Here is a 19055-nt window from a genome sequence, read left to right as displayed (position 1 = left end):
GGGAATGGAAATGCTTCATCGACTGGTTCCTTGCTCGCCGCCCTGCCCGCGTCACGCCGGCAGCTTGAAGTCGGCGACCGAACGACGCAGGTCGGCCGCCAGCTGCGCGAGGTGACCGATCGATTCGGCGGTCTGCCCGGCACCCTGCGAGGTCTGGCCGGTGATCTGCCGGATCACGCCCATGGTGCGGGTGATGTCCGAGGCCGCAGCCGACTGCTGCTGGGCGGCGATGGAGATGTTCTTGATGAGGGTGTTCAGTGCATTGGACACGCGCTCGATTTCGGTCAGTGCGGTGCCGGCGTCCTCGGCCAGGCGTGCACCGGACACCACTTCGGCGGTGGTCTGTTCCATCGAGGTGACCGCTTCGTTGGTATCGGCCTGAATGGCCTGGACCAGGTTCTCGATGCGTCGGGTTGCGCCCGAGGTGCGTTCTGCCAGGCGCTGCACTTCGTCGGCCACGACCGCGAAACCGCGGCCCGCTTCACCGGCCGAAGCCGCCTGCACCGCCGCGTTCAATGCCAGGATGTTGGTCTGCTCGGAAATGTCGTTGATCAGTTCCACGATCGAGCCGATTTCCTGCGACGACTCGCCCAGGCGCTTGATGCGCTTGGAGGTTTCCTGGATCTGGTCACGGATCTGGTCCATGCCCTGGATGGTCTCGCGCACCACGCCGGCACCTTCGGCGGCGATCACCACCGAGCGCTGTGCCACGTCGGCCGACTCGGCCGAGTTGCGCGACACCTGTTCGATGCTCGCCGCGATTTCACCGATGCGGTCCGAGGCCGAGGTGATCTGGTTGGCCTGATGGCCCGCCGCCTCTGCCAGCTGCATGGCGGTGGCCTGGGTTTCCTGGGTGGACAGCGCGACCTTGGCCGAGGTGTCGTTGATGGTGGTCACCAGGTGGCGCAGCTCGTCCACCGCGTAGTTGATCGCGTCGGCGATGGCGCCGGTCATGTCCTCGGTCACCGAGGCCTTCACGGTCAGGTCGCCCTCACCCAACGAGGAGATTTCGTCCAGCAGCCGCATGATTGCCTGCTGGTTGCGGCTGTTGAACTCGACCTGGGTCTGATAGCGCAGTTCCTGCTCGCGCGAGCGGCTGCGCACGTTGGTGGAGACGAAGCCGATGATCGCGATCAGCGACAGCGCACCGGACACCACACCGATCCAGAAGTTCGGGAACAGGCGGGTATCGGACACCGAGCCGAACGAGGAGAACGCCTCGAACAGCTTGCGGCTGTCGTCCAGCATGTGCGCCGAGCCCTGGCCCAGCGCGGTGGCGGCGGACTGTGCGGCGAACAGCTGGCGCGAGCTGGCCAGGATCGCGTCGGCGTCCTGCTTCATTGCTTCCCACTTCTGCTGCGACTGCTCCAGCGCGGCCACGGCGGCGGCACCGCGCACGGCGGTGATGCCCAGTTCCTCGTTGCCGTTGCGCAGGCCGTCGAGCACCTGCGAGAACACAGTGATGTCGCGTGCCAGTGCATCGCCCGAGGTGGCAGCGGCGCTGCCACCGGCACGCATTTCGGTCACGCGGCGGGCCATCGAACCGGCCACCACGACCTGCTGCAGTGCGCTGTACACCTGTGACGACGGCGCACCCGAGGCCGACATCGCACGCACCAGCTCGTTCAGCTGGGCCTGCAGGCCCGGCACCGCGCCGGTGAAGTTGTTGGCATTGCCGGCCAGCGCCAGCACCGCCGGTTCACTGGCGACCAGCTGCCCGGCCTGCTTGCCCAGCGGCGCCCAGGTCTCGGCCAGGGTGGCGATCGCACCGGACACGCCCGGTTCCTTGCCGTAGCGCCCCTGCAGGGTCGACACGTTCTGTTCGATCGCGTTGCGGGTGGCCTTGAAGGCGGTGAACGCCTGCGCGTTGCCGCCCACCGCATCACGGCCCTGGTTGGCCAGCTGCTGCGACAGTACCTGCAGGTCGGCTGCCTTGGAACCGGCATCGGCCAGGCGACTGCCCTGCCAGGTGGCGACGCCGGTGTTGACGCCGAACAGGATCATCGATGCCAGCAGCAGGAACAACCAGAGGTTGCTGCCGCCCAGCCGCAGCTTGCCGGTCTTGGTGGCGTCCGAAGCAGTACTCATCGTTCAACCTCGATCTTCAATGCAGGGGGCGATGCCCGGCCTCAGGCCGCGGCTTGCCGGAATTCAGGGGTACGCGACAGGAGCGAGAGCGAGAACACGCCCCAGTCATGGCCGTCGGCGTGGAAGGCGCGATCGACGAAGTGGCCGTAACGTCCTTCGGCCAGCGTGCCGGCCGCGATCTGCTGGTCCAGTTCGAAGCTGCGCTGGCCGAACAGTTCATCGATGGTCAGGGCGACGTCGCCGCCGGCCTGGCGCATGATCAGCACGCGCTGGCCTTCCTGCTGCACGGTGCGCGTGCCTTCCAGGAAGTACTTCAGGTCGACCACCGGGAACAGGTTGCCGCGCAGGTTGCCCACGCCCAGCAGCCACGGCTGCGCGCACGGCACCGGGGTCACCGGCGGCATCGGCACGATTTCCACCACTTCGCGGAAATCGGACACCAGCCGGCGCTGGCCGACGCGGTAGCCCACGCCACGCCAGAGGTCCTGGGCGAACTGCCGTTCGGGCAGCTGCACCGCGTGGGCCAGGCTGCGCCGTTCGTAGGCTTCGAGAATGTCGAAGGGCGAGCGCATCAGGCCACCAGTTCGTTGATCCGCGCGATCAGTTCATCCTCGCGCGGCGGCTTGACGATGTAATCGGCTGCGCCCTGGCGCAGGCCCCATGCCTTGTCGGTTTCCATCGCCTTGGTGCTGACGATGATCACCGGGATGTGCTTGATCGCCGCGTCACGGGCCATCGCGCGGGTGGCCTGGAAGCCGCTCATGCCGGGCAGGACCACGTCCATCAGCACCAGCTGCGGCACCTGGTCGCGCACCAGCTGCAGTCCATCCTCTGCGTTGTCCGCTTCCAGCACCTCATGGCCGGCACGGCGCAGCCACTGGGTGAACACCGCGCGGTCGGTCGGTGAATCCTCGATCAGAACGATACGAGCCATTGTGCCTTTCCCCCCTGGTCAGGCGTTGACGTATGTGCGGATGGCACCCAGCAGTTCTTCACGCGTGAAAGGCTTCGTCAGGTATTGCTCCGAGCCGACGATGCGTCCCCGCGCCTTGTCGAACAGGCCATCCTTGGACGACAGCATGATGACCGGGGTCGCCTTGAACAGCTGGTTGCCCTTGATCAGCGCACAGGTCTGGTACCCGTCCAGGCGCGGCATCATGATGTCGACGAAGATGATCTGCGGTTGCTGGTCTGCGATCTTCGCAAGCGCTTCGAAGCCGTCGGTGGCGGTGACCACCTCGCAGCCTTCGCGCTTGAGCAGCGTTTCCGCAGTCCTGCGGATGGTCTTCGAATCATCGATGACCATCACCCGGAGTCCTGCGAGTTCCCCGCCCGCAGTCGTGTTTTCAGTCATTGCCTATCCCCAAGCGCACGGCCCGATCTCTGGCGGGGGCCGCTACGAAAGCGTATCTATATCGCACTTTCCGCGCCCGCTTCAAGGCCGCCCCATGGCGTGGGGCATGGCACCCTCCTGAACGTGACGGGTTTCGCAATGCGTGCGCGACCGCAGGGCGGACGCTGCGTTGCAGTACGGCGGGGAGGCGCGCGACCGGCGTTGCCGCTACCATCAACGCCTTGCCAGACAGGTGCGCCCATGCCGTTGAACGTCATCGTGGTGATGGACCCCATCGCCCACATCAAGATCGCCAAGGACACCACCTTCGCCATGTTGCTGGAAGCCCAGCGCCGCGGCCATGCCCTGCACTACGTGCGCCCGGGCGGGTTGGCCCTGGAAGGTGGTGTGGCGGTGGCCCAGACCGCGCCACTGCAGGTGCGCGACGACCCGGCCGGCTGGTATGAGCTGGGCGCATTCAGCCGCACCGAGTTCGGCCCCGGCCAGATCGTGCTGATGCGCAAGGATCCGCCGGTCGACGCCGAATACATCTACGACACCCAGGTGCTGGACGTGGCTGCGGCGGCCGGTGCCTGCGTGGTCAACAACCCGCAGGGCCTGCGCGACTACAACGAGAAGCTGGCCGCCCTGCTGTTCCCGCAGTGCTGCCCGCCGACCCTGGTCAGCCGCGATGCCAAGGCGCTGAAGGCCTTCGCCCTGGAACACGGCCAGGCGGTACTGAAGCCGCTCGATGGCATGGGCGGCCGCTCGATCTTCCGCAGCGGCCAGGGCGACCCCAACCTGAACGTGATCCTGGAAACGCTGACCGACGGCGGCCGCAAGCTGGCGCTGGCGCAGAAATTCATCCCGGACATCAGCGCCGGCGACAAGCGCATCCTGCTGGTCGACGGCGAACCGGTCGACTACTGCCTGGCCCGCATTCCGCAGGGTGACGAGTTCCGCGGCAACCTGGCTGCCGGCGGCCGTGGCGAAGGTCGCCCGCTGAGCGAGCGCGACCGCTGGATCGCCGCCCAGGTCGGGCCGGAGATGAAGCGCCGCGGCATGCGTTTCGTCGGCCTGGACGTGATCGGCGACTACCTGACCGAGGTCAACGTGACCAGCCCAACCTGCGTGCGCGAACTGGACGCACAGTACGGCCTGAACATTGCCGGCACCCTGTTCGACGCACTCGAGGCCGGCCTGCGCTGATGCCGTCCGCACCTGCCGTACTGCCCCCGCCGCCGCGCGAAGCGCAACGGCTGGGGGCGACCATCGCGCTGTCTGTGCTGGTCCACGCCCTGCTGATCCTGGGCGTGGGCTTTGCCGTGAAGGGCGATGCACCGCTGGTGCCGACGCTGGAAGTGATCTTCAGCCAGACCCGCACCGCATTGACGCCGAAGCAGGCTGATTTCCTTGCCGCGGCCAACCAGGAAGGCGGTGGCGAGCACGATCGCGCACAGCGTCCGCGCGACAACCAGGCCGGCATCGTGCCGCAGGCCCAGTCCGGAATCAGCCCGGTTCCACAGCAGCAGCAATCGGCCGCGCCGGTTCCGCCGCCACAGGCACGGGTGGTCAGCAGCCGCAATGGCCAAGAAGTGGTCGCGCAGGCGCAGTCCCGGCCCACGCCGGATCAGCCCGAACCGGACGCACCGCTGAGCGCGCGCGAGCAGCGCGATGTGGAAATGGCCCGCCTGGCCGCTGAAGTCCATCTACGCTCGGCGCAGTACGCCAAGCGCCCGAACCGCAAGTTCGTATCGGCCAGCACGCGCGAATATGCCTATGCCAACTACCTGCGTGCCTGGGTCGATCGCGCCGAGCGCGTCGGCAACCTGAACTACCCGGATGAGGCGCGGCAGCGCCGGCTGGGTGGCCAGGTGGTGATCAGCGTGGGCGTGCGCCGCGATGGCAGCGTGGAGAGCAGCCGGATCCTGCGTTCGAGCGGCACGCCGCTGCTGGATGAGGCGGCACTGCGGGTGGTGAAGCTGGCGCAGCCGTTCCCGCCGTTGCCGAAGACCGAGGATGAGATCGATATCCTGCAGGTCACCCGCACGTGGGTGTTCCTGCCGGGCGGCACCCTGCACGACGACCGGTAGGGATTTGTTGCCCGGGCCTGCGGCCCGGGACCCGCTGAACGTCAACGTCAACGTCAACGTCAAAAGCGGCGGTTGGGCTGTAGGTTTGGCGGGGCGGTGTGGCTGGTCAAGACACGCCGTAAACCCGTCCCTGGGGGCTCGATGGCGGCATCCATGCCGCCAACGGTCCTGCCCAGCCACACCGCCCCACCGCTGACAGATCGCGGCGCTTCTGTGCCTACTTCGCGCGACGCAACTGCCCGTTTCGGTAGATCCACGCCATGCGTGGATGCGAGCGAAGCGATCGGCTTCTGACTTTGATTTTGATTTTTCTTTTTTGATTTTCCGTGGCGGACGCACACGGAAACTGTCAGAGGTCGGGCGGGGTGGGTTCGCGGGGGTGTCTGCGGCATGGATGCCGCGGACAAGCCTCCATGGGTGAGGGCGCTTTGCTTGCGAAGCACTGCTTCGCAAGCGCCCGAACGCACAGCCGCCAGCGGCTGGGCCGGACTGGGGATTCACGGTGTCCCCCGCGAACCCACCCCGCCCGGCCAGGCGCGGCTGTTGCAGTCGACTAACAGTCGACTCTACCGATCCTCTGCCACGAGGGGCTCAGCCGTTGGCCTTCGCCTTCGCCTCGCGCGCGGCCTGCTGCTCGACCAGGGTCAATGCCACGTTGTCACGCAGGTACGCGGGCTCGACCTTCTCCGGCGCAATCGCCTCGCCACGCGCGAACGCCGGTACCGCCAGTGCGAGCACATCCGATGCCCGCGGCAGTGCTGTCGCATCGAATCCGCGCAGGCCAGCGCCCAACTGCGTAACAAGCGCACCCTCGGCCGCACCAAAACCGGTACCAACGCCGTAGGCGGACAGTCCTTCCGGCAGCGATACCGCAGCGGGTGCGCATACGCGCTCGGCATCACGCGCCACCGGCAAGCCGTCAACACGCTCGAAGCGTGCGACATACAGTTCACCCATCCGCGCATCGATCGCCGACAGGATCTGCACTTCTTCAACGGGAGCACGCAGCGCCAGCACCTGCAGCGTCGAGACCGGCAGCAGCGGGCGGTCCAGCGCCAGCGCGATGCCCTGCGCAATGGCGATCGCCAGGCGCACGCCGGTGAACGCACCTGGGCCGCGGCTGAGCGCGACGCCGTCCAGCTGGCGGCGGCTGATGCCGGCTTCGGCCAGCAGCGCCTCCGCCCACGGCAGGCTCAGTTCGGCGTGCCGGCGCGGGGCGATCTCGAAGCGTTCCAGCACCTGCCCATCGACATGCAGGGCAACGGAACAGGCTTCGGTGGCGGTTTCAAAGGCGAGCAGTTTCATCGGATCGGGTCAGAACAGGGGGAACGTGGCACCGGGCGCCGGCTCGGGGCCGGCCGCAACGGCGGCCGGGGCAGCCGCATCATCGGCCACGGGTGCCCATTGTGGCGTAAAGAAGGCCTGCACATCGGCCAGGCTGCGGGTACGCCGGAATGGTGGCAGCGAATCGAGGAAGACCCGGCCATAGCCACGGTTGAGCACGCGCGGGTCGCACAGTACCAGCACGCCGCGGTCGCTCTCGCTGCGGATCAGGCGGCCGACGCCCTGCTTCAGCGCGATCACCGCCTGCGGCAACTGCTCGTCGCGGAACGGATTGCCGCCCTGGCTGCGGATCGCCTCCAGCCGCGCCTCGTACACCGGATCGTCCGGCGCCGCGAACGGCAGCTTGTCGATCATCACCACGCTCAGTGCTTCGCCGACCACATCCACGCCTTCGCGGAAACTGGCCGAACCGAGCAGCACGCCATTGCCGGATTCACGGAAGCGCTGCAGCAGCGTCGCGCGCGGTGCCTCGCCCTGCACGAACAACGGCCACGGCCCGTCGCGCAATGCCTCGGCGGCCTCACGCAATGCACGGTGCGAGGCGAACAACAGGAAGGCCCTGCCCTGCGAGGCCTGCAACACGGGTCGCAGAGTCTGGATCAGCGCAGTGCCGAAACCCCGCGCGGCCGGATCAGGCAGGCCTTCGGGCAGGTAGCACAGCGCCTGCTCGGGCCAGTTGAACGGGCTTGGCTGGACCAGCGTATGCGGGTCATCCAGGCCCAGTCGGGTGGCGATGTGGTCGAAACCACCGCCCACGGTCAGCGTCGCCGAGGTGAAGATCCATGCCGCGCGACTACGCTCACGATGCTCGCGCAACGGGCCGGACACATCCATCGGCGTGCGCTGGCAGCGGAAACCGCGTGGCGTGAGCTCGTACCAGAGCACATCAGCCGCACTGGATGTGTCCGCCGGATCGGTATCGAAGTCGAGAGTGGGCTCGTCATCGCCCAGCCAGCGGCTGAGCCGCGAGACCGCCTCACGCGCCCGCGCATGACAGGCATCCAGACCCGCCGCCGCTTCGCGCAGCGGCTGCAATGCCTGCTCCAGGGTCACCAACCCTGCCATCACCGTATCGAATCCGTCGCGCACCTGTGGCATCGCCAGCGCGCGCCATTGCGTGCCACGCAGCGGCAGTCCCTCCATCGCCGAACGCAGCGCCAGCAGCGCCTGCTGCAACTGGTCGACCGGTTCCTGCAGCGCCGACTGCACGCCTCCGACACCACGCGCTTCGGCCAGGCAATCGCGCCCGAGCTCCTGCCACGGGCGCATGCCAAAACCCTCGCCGAAGAACTGCGCGGCCAGTTCGGGCAGCTGGTGCGCCTCGTCGATGACGAAGGCCTGCGCGCCCGGCAGCAGTTCACCGAAGCCATCCTGCTTCAGGGCCAGATCGGCCAGCAGCAGGTGATGGTTGACCACCACCACGTCGGCAGCCTGTGCACGCTGCCGCGCACGCACCACGAAGCAGTCATCCCAGAACGGGCAATCGGTGCCCAGGCAGTTGTCGACGGTGGAGGTGACCATCGGCAGCAATGGGGAGTCGTCGGCCAGCCCGTCGAGCTCGGCGATGTCACCGAACTCCGAGCGACCGGACCAGGCCAGGATGCGCTGGAACTGCGCCGCCTGTTCGGGGCTGGAAAAACGCGGCTCGCCGCGCGCCTGCTGCAGGCGATAGCGGCACAGGTAGTTCGCACGCCCTTTCAGCAGCGCACTGCGCAGGCCGACCCCGAGTGCCTGACGCACCCGTGGCAGATCGCGGTGGTAGAGCTGGTCCTGCAGCGCGCGGGTGCCTGTGGAGATGATGGTGCGCAACCCGGACAGCAGCACCGGCACCAGATAGGCAAACGTCTTGCCGGTGCCGGTGCCGGCCTCGGCCAGCAGCAGATCACGCTGCTGCAGCGCATCGGCGATGGCTTCGGTCAGGTGCAGCTGTGCCGGACGCGGGACGAATGCATCCAGGTGCGAGGCGAGCGCGCCACCGTCGCTGAGGGCTTCGCGGCTGGCATGGACAAGGTCGGACATCAGAGGGAAAGGATACCCGGCCGGGCGCTGCCCGGCACCCGTTTCAAGCCGGAGCCAGAGCAACAGCAACAGCGGTGTTCATGGCTCTGGGTTGTACTGGGGACTGGCGGGGGACTGTGGGTTTGCGGGGACGCCGTAAACCCGTCCCTGGGGGCTTGGCCGCGGCATCCATGCCGCGGACACCCCGCAAACCCACAGTCCCCCGCCTTCGACAGATTCCCGGTGACGGAGAGACAGGCTTCGCAAAGTCGAGCCTGCTCGACTGGCAGCTCAGAAGCGGTGGGAGTAACGGGGAAAGAAGAAAGGAAATGGCAGCGAGCGCGCGCAGCGCGCGACCCGCTTTTGATTTTGATTTTGATTTTGTTCTTGGCCTGCGGCCCGCGGGATGTAGGGCGGGCCGGGTGGGTGGGGCGTGCAGGACCGTGGGCGCCATGGATGGCGCCATCGAGCCCCCAAGGATGGGTTTACGGCGTGTCCTGCACGCCCCACCCACACGGCCCATCGCGACCATCCATCAGTGCGAGCGCTTGCTGCAGAGGGGGCAGCGCCCGATGGAGTGGAATACCTCAGTACCGCTTGATCCCCGGCACGGTGCAGCCTTCAATCTGCGCATGCGCCGACACCGCATTCTCCTTCTCGCCCCGCGCCAGACGCGACTGCTCGATCGTCGCCCAGTGCCGGCGGCACAGCGGCCCGGTCTTCGACCCCAGATCCACCGCCTTGCGCGCGAACGTCTCCGCCTGTGCCCATTGGCCCTGCAACAGCGCCAGCTCGGCACGCTCCTGCAACACCGCCGGGTCACCGGCCACGATTTCCAGCGCGTGGTCCAGGCTGCTGGCGGCACCGGCCAGGTCGTTGGCCTGGCGCTGCGCCTGTGCGGTCACCCGCAGGTCTTCCACCTGCGAATCACGCAGCGGCTGCACCGACAGCTCCTTGTCGTCCGGACCTGCGGCCGCATCCACTGCAGCAAGGCGCTGTGCCGGCGTGGTGGTATCAACCGGCGGCTTGGCCACCGGCGGTGCGCTGCTGACGCAGGCGGCCAGGGCCAGGCTGAGACCGGTCAGGGCCAGGGGCTGCAGCAGGGATCGCATGTTCATCGGCATCATCGGCTCGGGGGAGGAGTGGCGGCGGCGGGCGCCGCGGCAGGTTCGGCAGGTGCTTCCGGCTTGCGGTCCAGGCCGAACCAGCTGCGCCAGCCACCGCCCTCGCCTTCGGCACCCTGCCCGTCCGGCGACACCGCCGGCGCACACGGAGCATAGGCCGGCGCATAGCCCACCACGAACGGGAAACGACGCGCGCCCGGGCAGCCTTCATCCGTGCTGTTGAGTCCGGTCGGCGCCACCGACTGCCAGTCCAGGCCCTTGTTGCTGACCCGCAGCGGAGCACTCGGCAGGCGCTGGAAGATGCCCGACCAGACCCGCATCGCGCCGGTGGCACCATACAGGCCTGCCTGCTCGTTCTGGTCGTTGCCGATCCAGATCACCGCCAGATGATCGCCGGTGTAACCGGCGTACCAGCTGTCGCGGCCATCGTTGGTGGTACCGGTCTTGCCGGCCGGCTGCAGGCGGCCGAGGCCATCGGCGTTGAGCCGCTGCGCGGTGCCGCTGGCAACCACCTGCTGCAGGCCGACACTGATCAGGTTGGCGGCAATCGAGTCGCCTTCCTGGGCCGGTGCCGGGGTCTTGTCGTAACGCTTGAGCAGCTTGCCCTGCGGATCGAGCACGCCACGCACCGCATGCAGCGGCTGGATTTCGCCGCCAGATGCGAGGAACTGGTACAGCTGGGCCATCGCGTACGGGCTCTGGTCGGTCGAACCGAGAATCACCGCCGGATTGGCCTCGGCCTTGATGCCGGCCAGCACGTGGATCAGCTGGGTCACGCGCTCGGGGCCGACCTGCATGCCCACGCGCACCGTGGCCTGGTTGTAGGAATGCGCCAGCGCGTCGCTCAGGCGGACGGTGCCGTGGCTGCGGTTGTCGGCATTGCCGGGATTCCAGTTGCGGCCGCGGCCGAGCTGGACGGTCACCGGTGAATCGTCGACCCAGCTGGCCAGCGAGTAGCGGTCCGGCTGCGCCAACGCGAGCAGGTACACGAACGGCTTCAGCAACGAGCCGACCGGGCGCTGTGCTTCGATCGCACGGTTGAAGCCGACCTCGGACACTTCACGGCTGCCGATTACCGCCAGCACGTCACCGTTGTGCACATCGGTCAGCACCATGCCGGCCTGCAGTTCGGGGCGACGTTTGCTCTCCAGCGACTTGATGGTGCGGGTCACCGCGCCTTCGGCATAGGCCTGCGCGGACGGCGACATGCCAGTCATCACGCTCAGGCCGGCGCCCTGCAGGGCAGATTCCGGATAGTCGTGACCCAGTTGGCGGCGGACCAGATCGACATAGGCGGGGAAGCGGTTGGCGGCAACCAGGCCCGGCGTCTTGGGCACGCCCAGCGGGGCCTTCAACGCACGCTGGTACTCGGCGTCATCGATCAGCGTGGCTTCGTGCAGTTTGCCCAGCACGAAGTTGCGGCGATCCAGCGCGCGTTCCGGATTGCGCCGCGGGTCGTAGAAGGACGGGCCCTTGACCAGGCCGATCAGCAGCGCGATCTGCTCGGTCTCCAGCGACTGCAGGTCGCGACCGAACCAGAACTCGGCGCCAGAGGACATGCCATGGATCGCCTGGCTGCCACGCTGGCCCAGGTACACCTGGTTGAGGTAGGCCTCGAAGATGGTGCGCTTGTCGTAGCGCGCTTCCATGATCAGCGCGTAGAGCACTTCGTTGAATTTGCGGGTAACCGTCTGCTCCTTGCCGATGCCGAGCAGGCCGCTGCGGGCCAGCTGCTGGGTCAGCGTGGACGCGCCCTGTCGGCTCTGTCCACCGGAGCGGATGGTCACCCACACCGCGCGGGCGATGCCGGACAGGTCGATGCCGTGGTGGCGGTTGAAGTCCTTGTCCTCCACCGCCTGCAGGCCGGTCACCAGCAGGTCCGGCGCCTCGTCCATGCGGATCAGGCGGCGTTCTTCCTGCTTCTGGCCGTAAAGGGTGGCGATGCGGGCCGGGTCCAACCGCGCGGCCTTCAAGGCCTTGCGGTTGTCGGCGTCGCGCAGCGAGGCGACCGCACCATCGGCCAGTGACAGCTCGAGCCGGCGCGGGGCAACCCGGCCATCGACGTCGTTGTAGCCGCGGCTGGAGATGACGAAACGCCCGCCGTTCACCGCATAGGTGGCCGGCTCCTTGCCCTGGCCGTCATCGCGGTAGGCGGAGGCGGCCAGCTCGGTCTTCAGCGTGGACGCATCCATCGCCCTGCCGGGGGTGAGCACCAGCGGGCGCGCGTAGACGCGCGTCGGGATCTGCCAGCGCAGCTCGCCGAAACGCTGGGTCACCTGCTGGTTCAGGTACAGCGTATAGGGAATGAGGAAACCCAATCCCAACGCGACCGCAGCCATGCTCCAGGTGATCAGCCGGCGCCGCCACAGCGGGCCGTTGTCCTGCTGGTCGTCGTCGTCGAAATCGTCGATGTCGTCGGAATCGTAGCGTCGGGGCACGGGAATGCGAGAATGTAGGGTCTGGCGAGTCTACCCCAGCCGCTGCGGCTGGCGAATTCTCCCGGGTTCCCCTGCTTAAGCTGGAGTTGCAACCGGATGGCGATGTCCCTGGCCGAGATCCGATACCTGATCAACCGCCTCACGGGCCTGGCCCGCCGGAGCCTGGCCAGCCTGCGTACCCGTGGGTGGCGGGCGACCTGGCAGCGCATCCGCGTGCATACCCAGCGCGTCGTTCCCGCGCCGCGAACGCCGCTGTTCCTGCCGCCGGCACAGGATTTCGCCCCCTTCACGGTGCCGTTCAGCGAAACGCCGGAAGTGAGTATCGTCATCCCGGTCTACAACCACGTCGGCCATACCCTGGCCTGCCTGCGCGCGCTGGCGGCGCATCCGCCGCTGGCGGCGTGCGAGATCCTGGTCGTGGATGACGGCAGCAGCGACGCCACCGTGCAATGGATGCCGCAGGTCGCCGGACTGCGCTATGAAGTGCGCGAGCACAACGGCGGCTTCATCGAGGCCTGCAACGATGGCGTGTCGCGCGCACGCGGCCGCTATGTGGTGCTGCTCAACAACGATACGGTGCCACAGCCGGGCTGGCTGGATGCCCTGCTGGACACGTTCGCCAGCACGCCCGACGCCGGCCTGGTCGGCAGCCAGCTGCTGTACCCGGATGGCCGCCTGCAGGAATCAGGGGGTGTGATCTTCGCCAACGGCAGCGGCTGGAGCTACGGCCGTTTCGAGGCGGCGGACGACCCGCGTTTTGCCAGCCTGCGCGACGTCGACTACTGCTCCGGCGCGGCACTGATGCTGCCGCGCGCCCTCTGGCAGCAGCTGGGCGGCTTCGACACCCGTTACAAGCCGGCGTACTACGAGGACACCGATCTGGCCTTCCGCGTTCGCGCCCAGGGCCTGCGTGTGCTGGTGCAGCCAGCCAGCCGGGTGATCCACGATGAAGGCACCAGCAACGGCACCGACACCGGCACTGGAGTGAAGGCCTACCAGGTGCGCAACCAGGCCGTCTTCGCCGCCCGCTGGGCCACCGAGCTGGCCCGCCATCCGGCGGTGGGCGAAGTGCCGTCACCCGCACTGCTGCTGCGTGGCCGACGCCAGGTGTTGATCCTGGACGAGGAAGTACCCCAGCCGGATCGCGATTCGGCATCACTGCGCCAGGTGAACCTGATCCGCCTGCTGCTGCAGGGCGGCGCTCATGTGGTGTTTGTTCCCACCCGCCGCGAACATGGCGGTGCCGCCACCGAAGCACTGCAGCGGATGGGCGTGGAAGTCTGGTATGCACCGTTCCTCGATGGCGTCGCCAGCTGGTTGCGAACGCACGGTGCGCGTTTCCACGTGGCGCTGCTGGTCCGCCACCATGTCGCCCACGAGTGCCTGCCGCTGCTGAAGCGGTATGCGCCGCAGGCCCGCACCGTGTTCGACACCGTGGACCTGCACTACCTGCGCGAACGTCGAGGTGCCGAAGTCGCCGGTGATGCCGGGCTGCTGCGCGCCGCCGAGCGCACCCGCGCCAGCGAGCTGGCGGTGATGGAGCAGTGCGACGTCACCGTGCTGGTCAGTGCCGCCGAGCGCGAGCAGCTGCAGGCCGACGCCCCTTCCGTGCAGGTTGAATTGATCTCCAACCTGCACGACGTCGCCGGCGCCGGCAAGCCGTTCGAACAGCGCCATGATCTGGTGTTTGTCGGCGGCTTCCGCCATCCGCCGAACCTGGATGCCATGGAGTGGTTCATCGGCGAAGTCTTTGCCGGCATCCGCGCCCGCCTGCCCGAGGTACGCCTGCACTGCATCGGTGCCGCCACACCGGAATCGCTGTTGGCATTGGCCGCACGCCAGCCCGGCGTGCAGATGCACGGTTTCGTCGAGGACATCACGCCCTACATGGACGGCGCACGCATTTCCATCGCGCCGCTGCGCTTCGGTGCCGGCGTGAAAGGCAAGATCAACCTGAGCATGGCCCATGGCCAGCCGGTGGTAGGTACCACCTGCGCCGTGGAAGGAATGCACCTGCACCCGGGCCAGGACGTGCTGGTGGCGGATGATGCGGCGGGCTTCGCCGATGCGGTGGTCCGCCTGTACCAGGATCCGCAGCTGTGGCAGCAGTTGTCCGACGCCGGCCTGGCCAACATCGCTGAACACTTCTCCCTCGACGCTGCCCGCGAGACCGTGCAGCGGGTGTTCTTCACCTAATCCGGGCGACCGCCGGCGCGGCGCAGGCGGTCTTCGAACGCCGGCAGCTCGGCCAGGTCCGGTTGCAGCAACCGGGCCTGTTCGGCGGCGTGTGCGGCAAACGCCAGGTCTCCATTGCCGAGCCGTTCGCTGCCGATCGCCAGCCAGCGCTGGGCCAGGCGCAGGCGTGCCGAGGGAAGTCCAACCGCGGTCGGCGACAGGGTCTGCCACGCCTGCAGGCAGGCACCTGCGGCCTGCACGCGGTTCTGCCGCAGGTTGTCGTCGAAGCAGCGACGACTGGCGGGCAGCAGCCGCCCTGCGGCAGCCTTCACCCGTGCATCGCGTGGCGCCAGTGACTGCGCTTCGCGCAACGCGTCGAACGCACTGTGGCCAGGGGGGCTGATCCATTGCCCGGCACGTTCGGCGCGCTCGATCCTGCGCAGGTGGTCGCGCAGTTGGCGCTCGCGCTGCGTGTTGCTGACCGCCGGCTGCTGCAGCGCCTTCTGTGCCTGTTGGGCGCGCTGCAGGCGTTGCGCGAGCTGCTGTTGCGCGGCCGGCGAAGCACCCAGCTCCGCCGCCAACGCGGCATCCGCCTGCGCCGCTTCGAACTGGAAATCGTCGGCCTGCTTCTGGCTGCGTGCCAGCACCGCCTGCAAGGTCTGTTCGCGGCCGCGCTGGGCACTGGAATCATCAACCGCCACTGCCAGCACGGCGAGGAACCCCTTCGCTGCCGATTCCAGCTGCCGACGCTGTAAGGCGCGCTGGGCCTGGCGCAGGCGCTGGTCGACGGCCTGTGCCAATGCTTCCTGGCTGGCGGGCAGATCGGCGTGGCCGGCATCGAACTGGCGCGCACGCTGCAGTATCGCGGCTGCCTCGGCCAGCTCGCCGCGCCCGGCCAGGATGCGGGCCTGCTGGAGCAGATCGCTCAGTGCGTCCTCGCGACCTTCCAGCGCCGGCAGATTGTCCGGCTGCAGTACCAGGATGCGCTGGAACAGGGGCAGCGCGCTGCTGTCACCGTCGTCCAGCCGGCCCGCTGCAAAGGCGTTGCGCGCCTGCGCCAGCAGTGCACCGATGCCGGCGCCTGCGCTGCGCCGGGCCTGCAGCTGGCGTGCCACGGCGTCCGCATCGCCCTGCGGCACCTGCAGTTCCCGGGCCAGTGCCAGCGCCTGCGCGCTGCCTTCGAGGTCGTTGGCCTGCAGTTTTTCGCTGGCCTGCTGCAGGGCCGCGGCGCCGGTACGGGCCAGCCCCTCACGGGCCTGCGGACGATCACCATCCAGCGCCAGCACGGCCTGGTAGCGCTCACGCGCACCACTGCCATCGGCGGCACTCAGCCGCCCGGCCGCCAGTGCGCGATCGCCTTCGGCCAGCAACTGTTCAATCTGAGGCTCATCCCAGAACCAGTCGGCCAGCGGCTTGCGCAGCAGCACCAGCAGCACGAACACCGCCAGCGCCGCGACCAGCGCCCAGCGCCACACCCGGCGCGCGTGGCGTGCCTGCAGCCACCACCAACGACCTTCGCGGCGGACGCGGTCCAGCGCAGGATGTTCAGCGCCATGCGGGCGATGCGGAGGCTCGCGTTCCATGCGTGCAGGGTAGCCGGGGCAGCGTGAAGCTCAGCCGAGGCGACGCGCCTCGCTCACGCCGGGCAGCGCATCCAGCTTGCCCAGCAGGGTCGACAGCTGGCCGTAGTCGCTCACCTTCAGGCGCAGGCGCAGGTGGGCACGGCCACTGTTGCGCACGTTGTCACTGTGGATGTCGAGCACGTAAGCGTCTTCCTGGGCGATCAGGTTGGTGATGTCCTTCAGCAGCCAGCGGCGGTCAACCGCAGTGACCACCACGTCCACTTCGTACCCGCCACCGGCCTGGCCCCACTCCACCGGCAGGATGCGCTGCGGGCTGGTGGCTGCCAGCCGGGCCAGCGCGGCACAGTCTGCACGATGCACGGTGACACCCCGGCTACGGGTCAGGTAGCCGACGATCGGTTCACCGGCCACTGGCTGGCAGCAGCGTGCCAGCTGCACCAGCAGGTTGCCCACGCCCTGCACGGTGAACTTGGACTTGCCCAGGTTCTCGCGGCGCGCGGTCGGCCGCGGCAGGGCTGGCGCGGGCGCCGGCTGGCTCGCTGCGCGTTCGGCTTCCAGCAGGGCACGACTGACCTGGTTCGGGCCGGTGTCACCCAGCGCCACCTGGATGTAGAGGTCGTCAACGCTGTCGGCATGGAACTTCTTCGCCGCCACGGCCAGATCAGAATGCTGCAGGCCAAGACGCTTCAGCTCGCGCTCGAGCAGTTCGCGCCCGGCCTGCACGTTGCGCGCGCGGTCCAGCTTGTGGAACCAGCTGCGCACCTTTTCGCGCGAGCGGTTGCTGGCCAGGAAGCCGTTGGCCGGCATCAGCCAGTCGCGGCGCGGATCGGCCTCCTTGCCGGTCAGGATCTCGACGCGGTCGCCGCTGCGCAGGCGGTAGGTCAGCGGCACGATACGGCCATTGACCTTCGCACCACGGCAGCGGTGGCCCACCATGGTGTGCACCTGGTAGGCGAAATCGAGCGGCGTGGCGCCCTGCGGCAGGTCCAGCACCTCGTCTTTCGGGCTCAGTGCATAGACCCGGTCCTCGGTCAGCTCGGCATCGAGCGCCCCGGCCAGTTCATTGCCCTGCCCGTCCTGCGCCTGCTCCAGCAGCTGGCGCATCCAGGTGATCTTGCGGTCGAAGGACTTCTCCGCGCCCTTGCCGCCTTCCTTGTACTTCCAGTGCGCGGCCACGCCCAGCTCGGCCTGCGAATGCATCTCGTGGGTACGGATCTGCACTTCGATGGTGCGTCCTTCCGGGCCGACCACGGCGGTATGCAGCGAGCGATAGTCGTTGGCCTTGGGCCGGGCGATGTAGTCGTCGAACTCGCTGGGCACCGGCGCCCACAGTGCATGCACCACGCCCAGCGCGGCGTAGCAGGCGGCGACATCGTCGACCATGACGCGCACCGCACGGATGTCGTACAGCTGGTCGAACGCCAGCCGCTTCTTCTGCATCTTCCGCCAGATGCTGTAGATGTGCTTCGGGCGGCCACTGACCTCGGCCTTGATACCCTGCGCGACCAGTTCGCGCGACAGCACCTTCTTGACGTTCTCGACGTAACGCTCGCGGGCGATGCGGGTTTCGTCCACCTCCCGTGCAATGCGCCGGTAGGTCTCCGGTTCCAGGTGGCGGAACGCCAGGTCCTCCAGCTCCCACTTCAGCTGCCAGATGCCCAGGCGGTTGGCCAACGGCGCATGGATGTCGCGGGTCAGCTGCGCCAGCGCGCGGCGTTGCTCGTCGTCCAGCTTGTCGGCCGCGCGCATGCGCGCCAGCTGCCGCGCCAGCAGGATGGGCACCACGCGCAGGTCACGGATGATCGCCAGCAGCAGGCGGCGCAGGCCCTCGCTGTTGCGCCCGGCCTCGCGGCCGGCGTGCAGCGCCCACACCGGATCGGCCGCATCCTGGCCATCCAGCAGGCCGATCACTGCGGCCTTGTGGTTGCCCAGCGGCAGTTGCTCCAGGCTCGCCCGCAGGCCAAGCAGGTCGAACAGCAGGGCCGCGACCACCGCGCCTTCGTCGGCGGAGAGCATCGCCAGTGCGTCGAGGGTGTCGCCCAGCACCGACCAGCTGGCGCGCATCTGGTGGTCGCAGTCCGGCGCTTCCCAGTGCCCGCGCAGGGCCTGGCGCAGCGGAGCTGGCAGCACGGCTGCCGAGGGGCGGTTCAACAAGGCATCCAGGCCGGGGACGGAAGCGCGGTTCACAGCATCGAGCAGGCAAGACAGAGGCTCCTACACTAGCGCCGGCGCCGTTCAGGGACAATCACCGCGGCCACCATCACCCGGCATGAAGACATGCCGCTACACTCGCGGGCAAACCCAGGAGAGTCCCGACATGTCCTCGATCGTCCCGCGTTTCCGCCTACAGCTGCTGGCCTGTGCCGCACTGTTGCTGTCCCTGTCGGCGCCTGCGCTGGCCCAGCGCATGGTGGAGGGTGACCTGCAGCAGCAGATGTCACCGGCCGAGTTCAAGGCTGCCGGCCTGGACAAGCTCAACGCGCAGGAACTGGCCACGCTGAACCGCTGGCTGCAGGGCAAGGTCGAAGCGGCCACCACCCAGGCGGTTGCGGCCGTACGGGAAACGGCGCGCGAGGAAGGCCGTCAGGAAGTGATCGTGAAGAATCGCGGCTTCTTCGATTTCGGCAGCAGCGAGCCGATCACCGGCGTGCTGCAGGGCGAGTTCCGCGGCTTCGGCAAGGGCCGCGTCTACGTGCTGGACAACGGCCAGGAATGGGAGCAGACCGATGCAAGCACCCTGGCCGGTGTGCGCAAGCAGTCCCCCGCCGTCAGCATCAAGCCTGGTGTGATGGGCGTGTGGTACCTGAAGGTCGACGGCGTGAACACCCAGCCGAAGGTGCGCCGAACCAAGTAACGCCGTGACCTTGCTGCAGAGCCGA

Annotated in this window: 14 protein-coding genes; 4 read left to right on the top strand and 10 right to left on the bottom strand. The window is 68.2% G+C overall.

Annotated elements, in window-relative coordinates; translation table 11 throughout:
• Nucleotides 1–51 precede the first annotated feature (51 nt).
• The 4 genes from V3B46_RS12290 to pilG are packed head-to-tail and all read right to left on the bottom strand — an operon-like array spanning nucleotide 52 to nucleotide 3442.
• Entirely contained in the window at nucleotides 52–2088 is a 2037-nt protein-coding gene (locus V3B46_RS12290) for a methyl-accepting chemotaxis protein (RefSeq protein WP_032130100.1), read from the bottom strand.
• Nucleotides 2089–2129: 41 nt separating this feature from the next.
• Nucleotides 2130–2660, bottom strand: a complete 531-nt coding sequence (locus V3B46_RS12285; protein WP_005410716.1) for a chemotaxis protein CheW — start codon at nucleotides 2658–2660, stop codon at nucleotides 2130–2132.
• A complete protein-coding gene (locus V3B46_RS12280; protein ID WP_005410717.1) occupies nucleotides 2660–3022 on the bottom strand; it encodes a response regulator in 363 nt (120 codons plus the stop codon). The genes V3B46_RS12285 and V3B46_RS12280 overlap by 1 nt, the downstream gene beginning before the upstream one ends.
• An 18-nt stretch (nucleotides 3023–3040) precedes the next feature.
• Nucleotides 3041–3442, bottom strand: a complete 402-nt coding sequence (gene pilG / locus V3B46_RS12275) for a twitching motility response regulator PilG (RefSeq protein WP_005418455.1) — start codon at nucleotides 3440–3442, stop codon at nucleotides 3041–3043.
• Nucleotides 3443–3682: 240 nt separating this feature from the next.
• On the opposite strand from pilG, the gene gshB reads away from it, so the two are divergent.
• Together gshB and V3B46_RS12265 are read left to right on the top strand one after the other, a co-directional pair.
• Nucleotides 3683–4630 (top strand): glutathione synthase, encoded by a 948-nt coding sequence (gene gshB / locus V3B46_RS12270; protein ID WP_154264214.1) that lies wholly within the window; start codon nucleotides 3683–3685, stop codon nucleotides 4628–4630.
• Complete coding sequence (locus V3B46_RS12265) at nucleotides 4630–5514, top strand: energy transducer TonB family protein (protein ID WP_154264215.1); 885 nt, start codon at nucleotides 4630–4632, stop codon at nucleotides 5512–5514. Before gshB ends, V3B46_RS12265 begins: the two co-directional genes overlap by 1 nt.
• A gap of 591 nt (nucleotides 5515–6105) precedes the next feature.
• Here V3B46_RS12265 and tsaB read toward each other — a convergent pair.
• From tsaB to mrcB, 4 genes are all read right to left on the bottom strand, one after another.
• Nucleotides 6106–6819: a tRNA (adenosine(37)-N6)-threonylcarbamoyltransferase complex dimerization subunit type 1 TsaB gene (gene tsaB / locus V3B46_RS12260; protein WP_329891995.1), complete on the bottom strand. Its 714-nt coding sequence runs from the start codon at nucleotides 6817–6819 to the stop codon at nucleotides 6106–6108.
• A gap of 9 nt (nucleotides 6820–6828) precedes the next feature.
• The gene (yoaA, locus tag V3B46_RS12255) at nucleotides 6829–8877 is read right to left on the bottom strand and encodes a DNA repair helicase YoaA (protein WP_329891994.1); all 2049 of its coding nucleotides are present in this window, start codon (nucleotides 8875–8877) and stop codon (nucleotides 6829–6831) included.
• A 566-nt stretch (nucleotides 8878–9443) separates the two neighbouring features.
• Entirely contained in the window at nucleotides 9444–9983 is a 540-nt protein-coding gene (locus tag V3B46_RS12250; RefSeq protein ID WP_154353201.1) for a hypothetical protein, read from the bottom strand.
• The gene (mrcB, locus tag V3B46_RS12245) at nucleotides 9980–12418 is read right to left on the bottom strand and encodes a penicillin-binding protein 1B (protein WP_329891993.1); all 2439 of its coding nucleotides are present in this window, start codon (nucleotides 12416–12418) and stop codon (nucleotides 9980–9982) included. Before mrcB ends, V3B46_RS12250 begins: the two co-directional genes overlap by 4 nt.
• Before the next feature lie 96 nt (nucleotides 12419–12514).
• Here mrcB and V3B46_RS12240 point away from each other — a divergent pair, with 96 nt between their 5' ends.
• The gene (locus V3B46_RS12240; protein WP_329891992.1) at nucleotides 12515–14614 is read left to right on the top strand and encodes a glycosyltransferase; all 2100 of its coding nucleotides are present in this window, start codon (nucleotides 12515–12517) and stop codon (nucleotides 14612–14614) included.
• Here V3B46_RS12240 and V3B46_RS12235 read toward each other — a convergent pair.
• The gene (locus V3B46_RS12235; protein WP_154353203.1) at nucleotides 14611–16176 is read right to left on the bottom strand and encodes a hypothetical protein; all 1566 of its coding nucleotides are present in this window, start codon (nucleotides 16174–16176) and stop codon (nucleotides 14611–14613) included. The two genes, V3B46_RS12240 and V3B46_RS12235, sit on opposite strands and share 4 nt — an antisense overlap.
• 30 nt (nucleotides 16177–16206) lie before the next feature.
• The gene (locus V3B46_RS12230; RefSeq protein ID WP_329891991.1) at nucleotides 16207–18363 is read right to left on the bottom strand and encodes a RelA/SpoT family protein; all 2157 of its coding nucleotides are present in this window, start codon (nucleotides 18361–18363) and stop codon (nucleotides 16207–16209) included.
• Between the two features lie 130 nt (nucleotides 18364–18493).
• Between V3B46_RS12230 and V3B46_RS12225 the strand changes: the two genes are divergently transcribed.
• Nucleotides 18494–19030 (top strand): hypothetical protein, encoded by a 537-nt coding sequence (locus tag V3B46_RS12225; RefSeq protein WP_329891990.1) that lies wholly within the window; start codon nucleotides 18494–18496, stop codon nucleotides 19028–19030.
• Nucleotides 19031–19055 lie beyond the last annotated feature (25 nt).

The organism is Stenotrophomonas sp. SMYL11 (genome assembly GCF_036320005.1).
Taxonomy (GTDB): domain Bacteria; phylum Pseudomonadota; class Gammaproteobacteria; order Xanthomonadales; family Xanthomonadaceae; genus Stenotrophomonas; species Stenotrophomonas maltophilia_A.
The sequence above is the reverse complement of the archived record's forward strand: the minus strand, read 5'-3'. Positions and strand labels throughout refer to the sequence as shown.

Excerpts from the sequence above, each read along its gene's own strand:
- V3B46_RS12290 (WP_032130100.1), bottom strand. The coding sequence starts at position 2,088 with ATGAGTACTGCTTCGGACGCCACCAAGACCGGCAAGCTGCGGCTGGGC.
- V3B46_RS12285 (WP_005410716.1), bottom strand. The coding sequence starts at position 2,660 with ATGCGCTCGCCCTTCGACATTCTCGAAGCCTACGAACGGCGCAGCCTG.
- V3B46_RS12280 (WP_005410717.1), bottom strand. The coding sequence starts at position 3,022 with ATGGCTCGTATCGTTCTGATCGAGGATTCACCGACCGACCGCGCGGTG.
- pilG (WP_005418455.1), bottom strand. The coding sequence starts at position 3,442 with ATGACTGAAAACACGACTGCGGGCGGGGAACTCGCAGGACTCCGGGTG.
- gshB (WP_154264214.1), top strand. The coding sequence starts at position 3,683 with ATGCCGTTGAACGTCATCGTGGTGATGGACCCCATCGCCCACATCAAG.
- V3B46_RS12265 (WP_154264215.1), top strand. The coding sequence starts at position 4,630 with ATGCCGTCCGCACCTGCCGTACTGCCCCCGCCGCCGCGCGAAGCGCAA.
- tsaB (WP_329891995.1), bottom strand. The coding sequence starts at position 6,819 with ATGAAACTGCTCGCCTTTGAAACCGCCACCGAAGCCTGTTCCGTTGCC.
- yoaA (WP_329891994.1), bottom strand. The coding sequence starts at position 8,877 with ATGTCCGACCTTGTCCATGCCAGCCGCGAAGCCCTCAGCGACGGTGGC.
- V3B46_RS12250 (WP_154353201.1), bottom strand. The coding sequence starts at position 9,983 with ATGATGCCGATGAACATGCGATCCCTGCTGCAGCCCCTGGCCCTGACC.
- V3B46_RS12240 (WP_329891992.1), top strand. The coding sequence starts at position 12,515 with ATGGCGATGTCCCTGGCCGAGATCCGATACCTGATCAACCGCCTCACG.
- V3B46_RS12235 (WP_154353203.1), bottom strand. The coding sequence starts at position 16,176 with ATGGAACGCGAGCCTCCGCATCGCCCGCATGGCGCTGAACATCCTGCG.
- V3B46_RS12225 (WP_329891990.1), top strand. The coding sequence starts at position 18,494 with ATGTCCTCGATCGTCCCGCGTTTCCGCCTACAGCTGCTGGCCTGTGCC.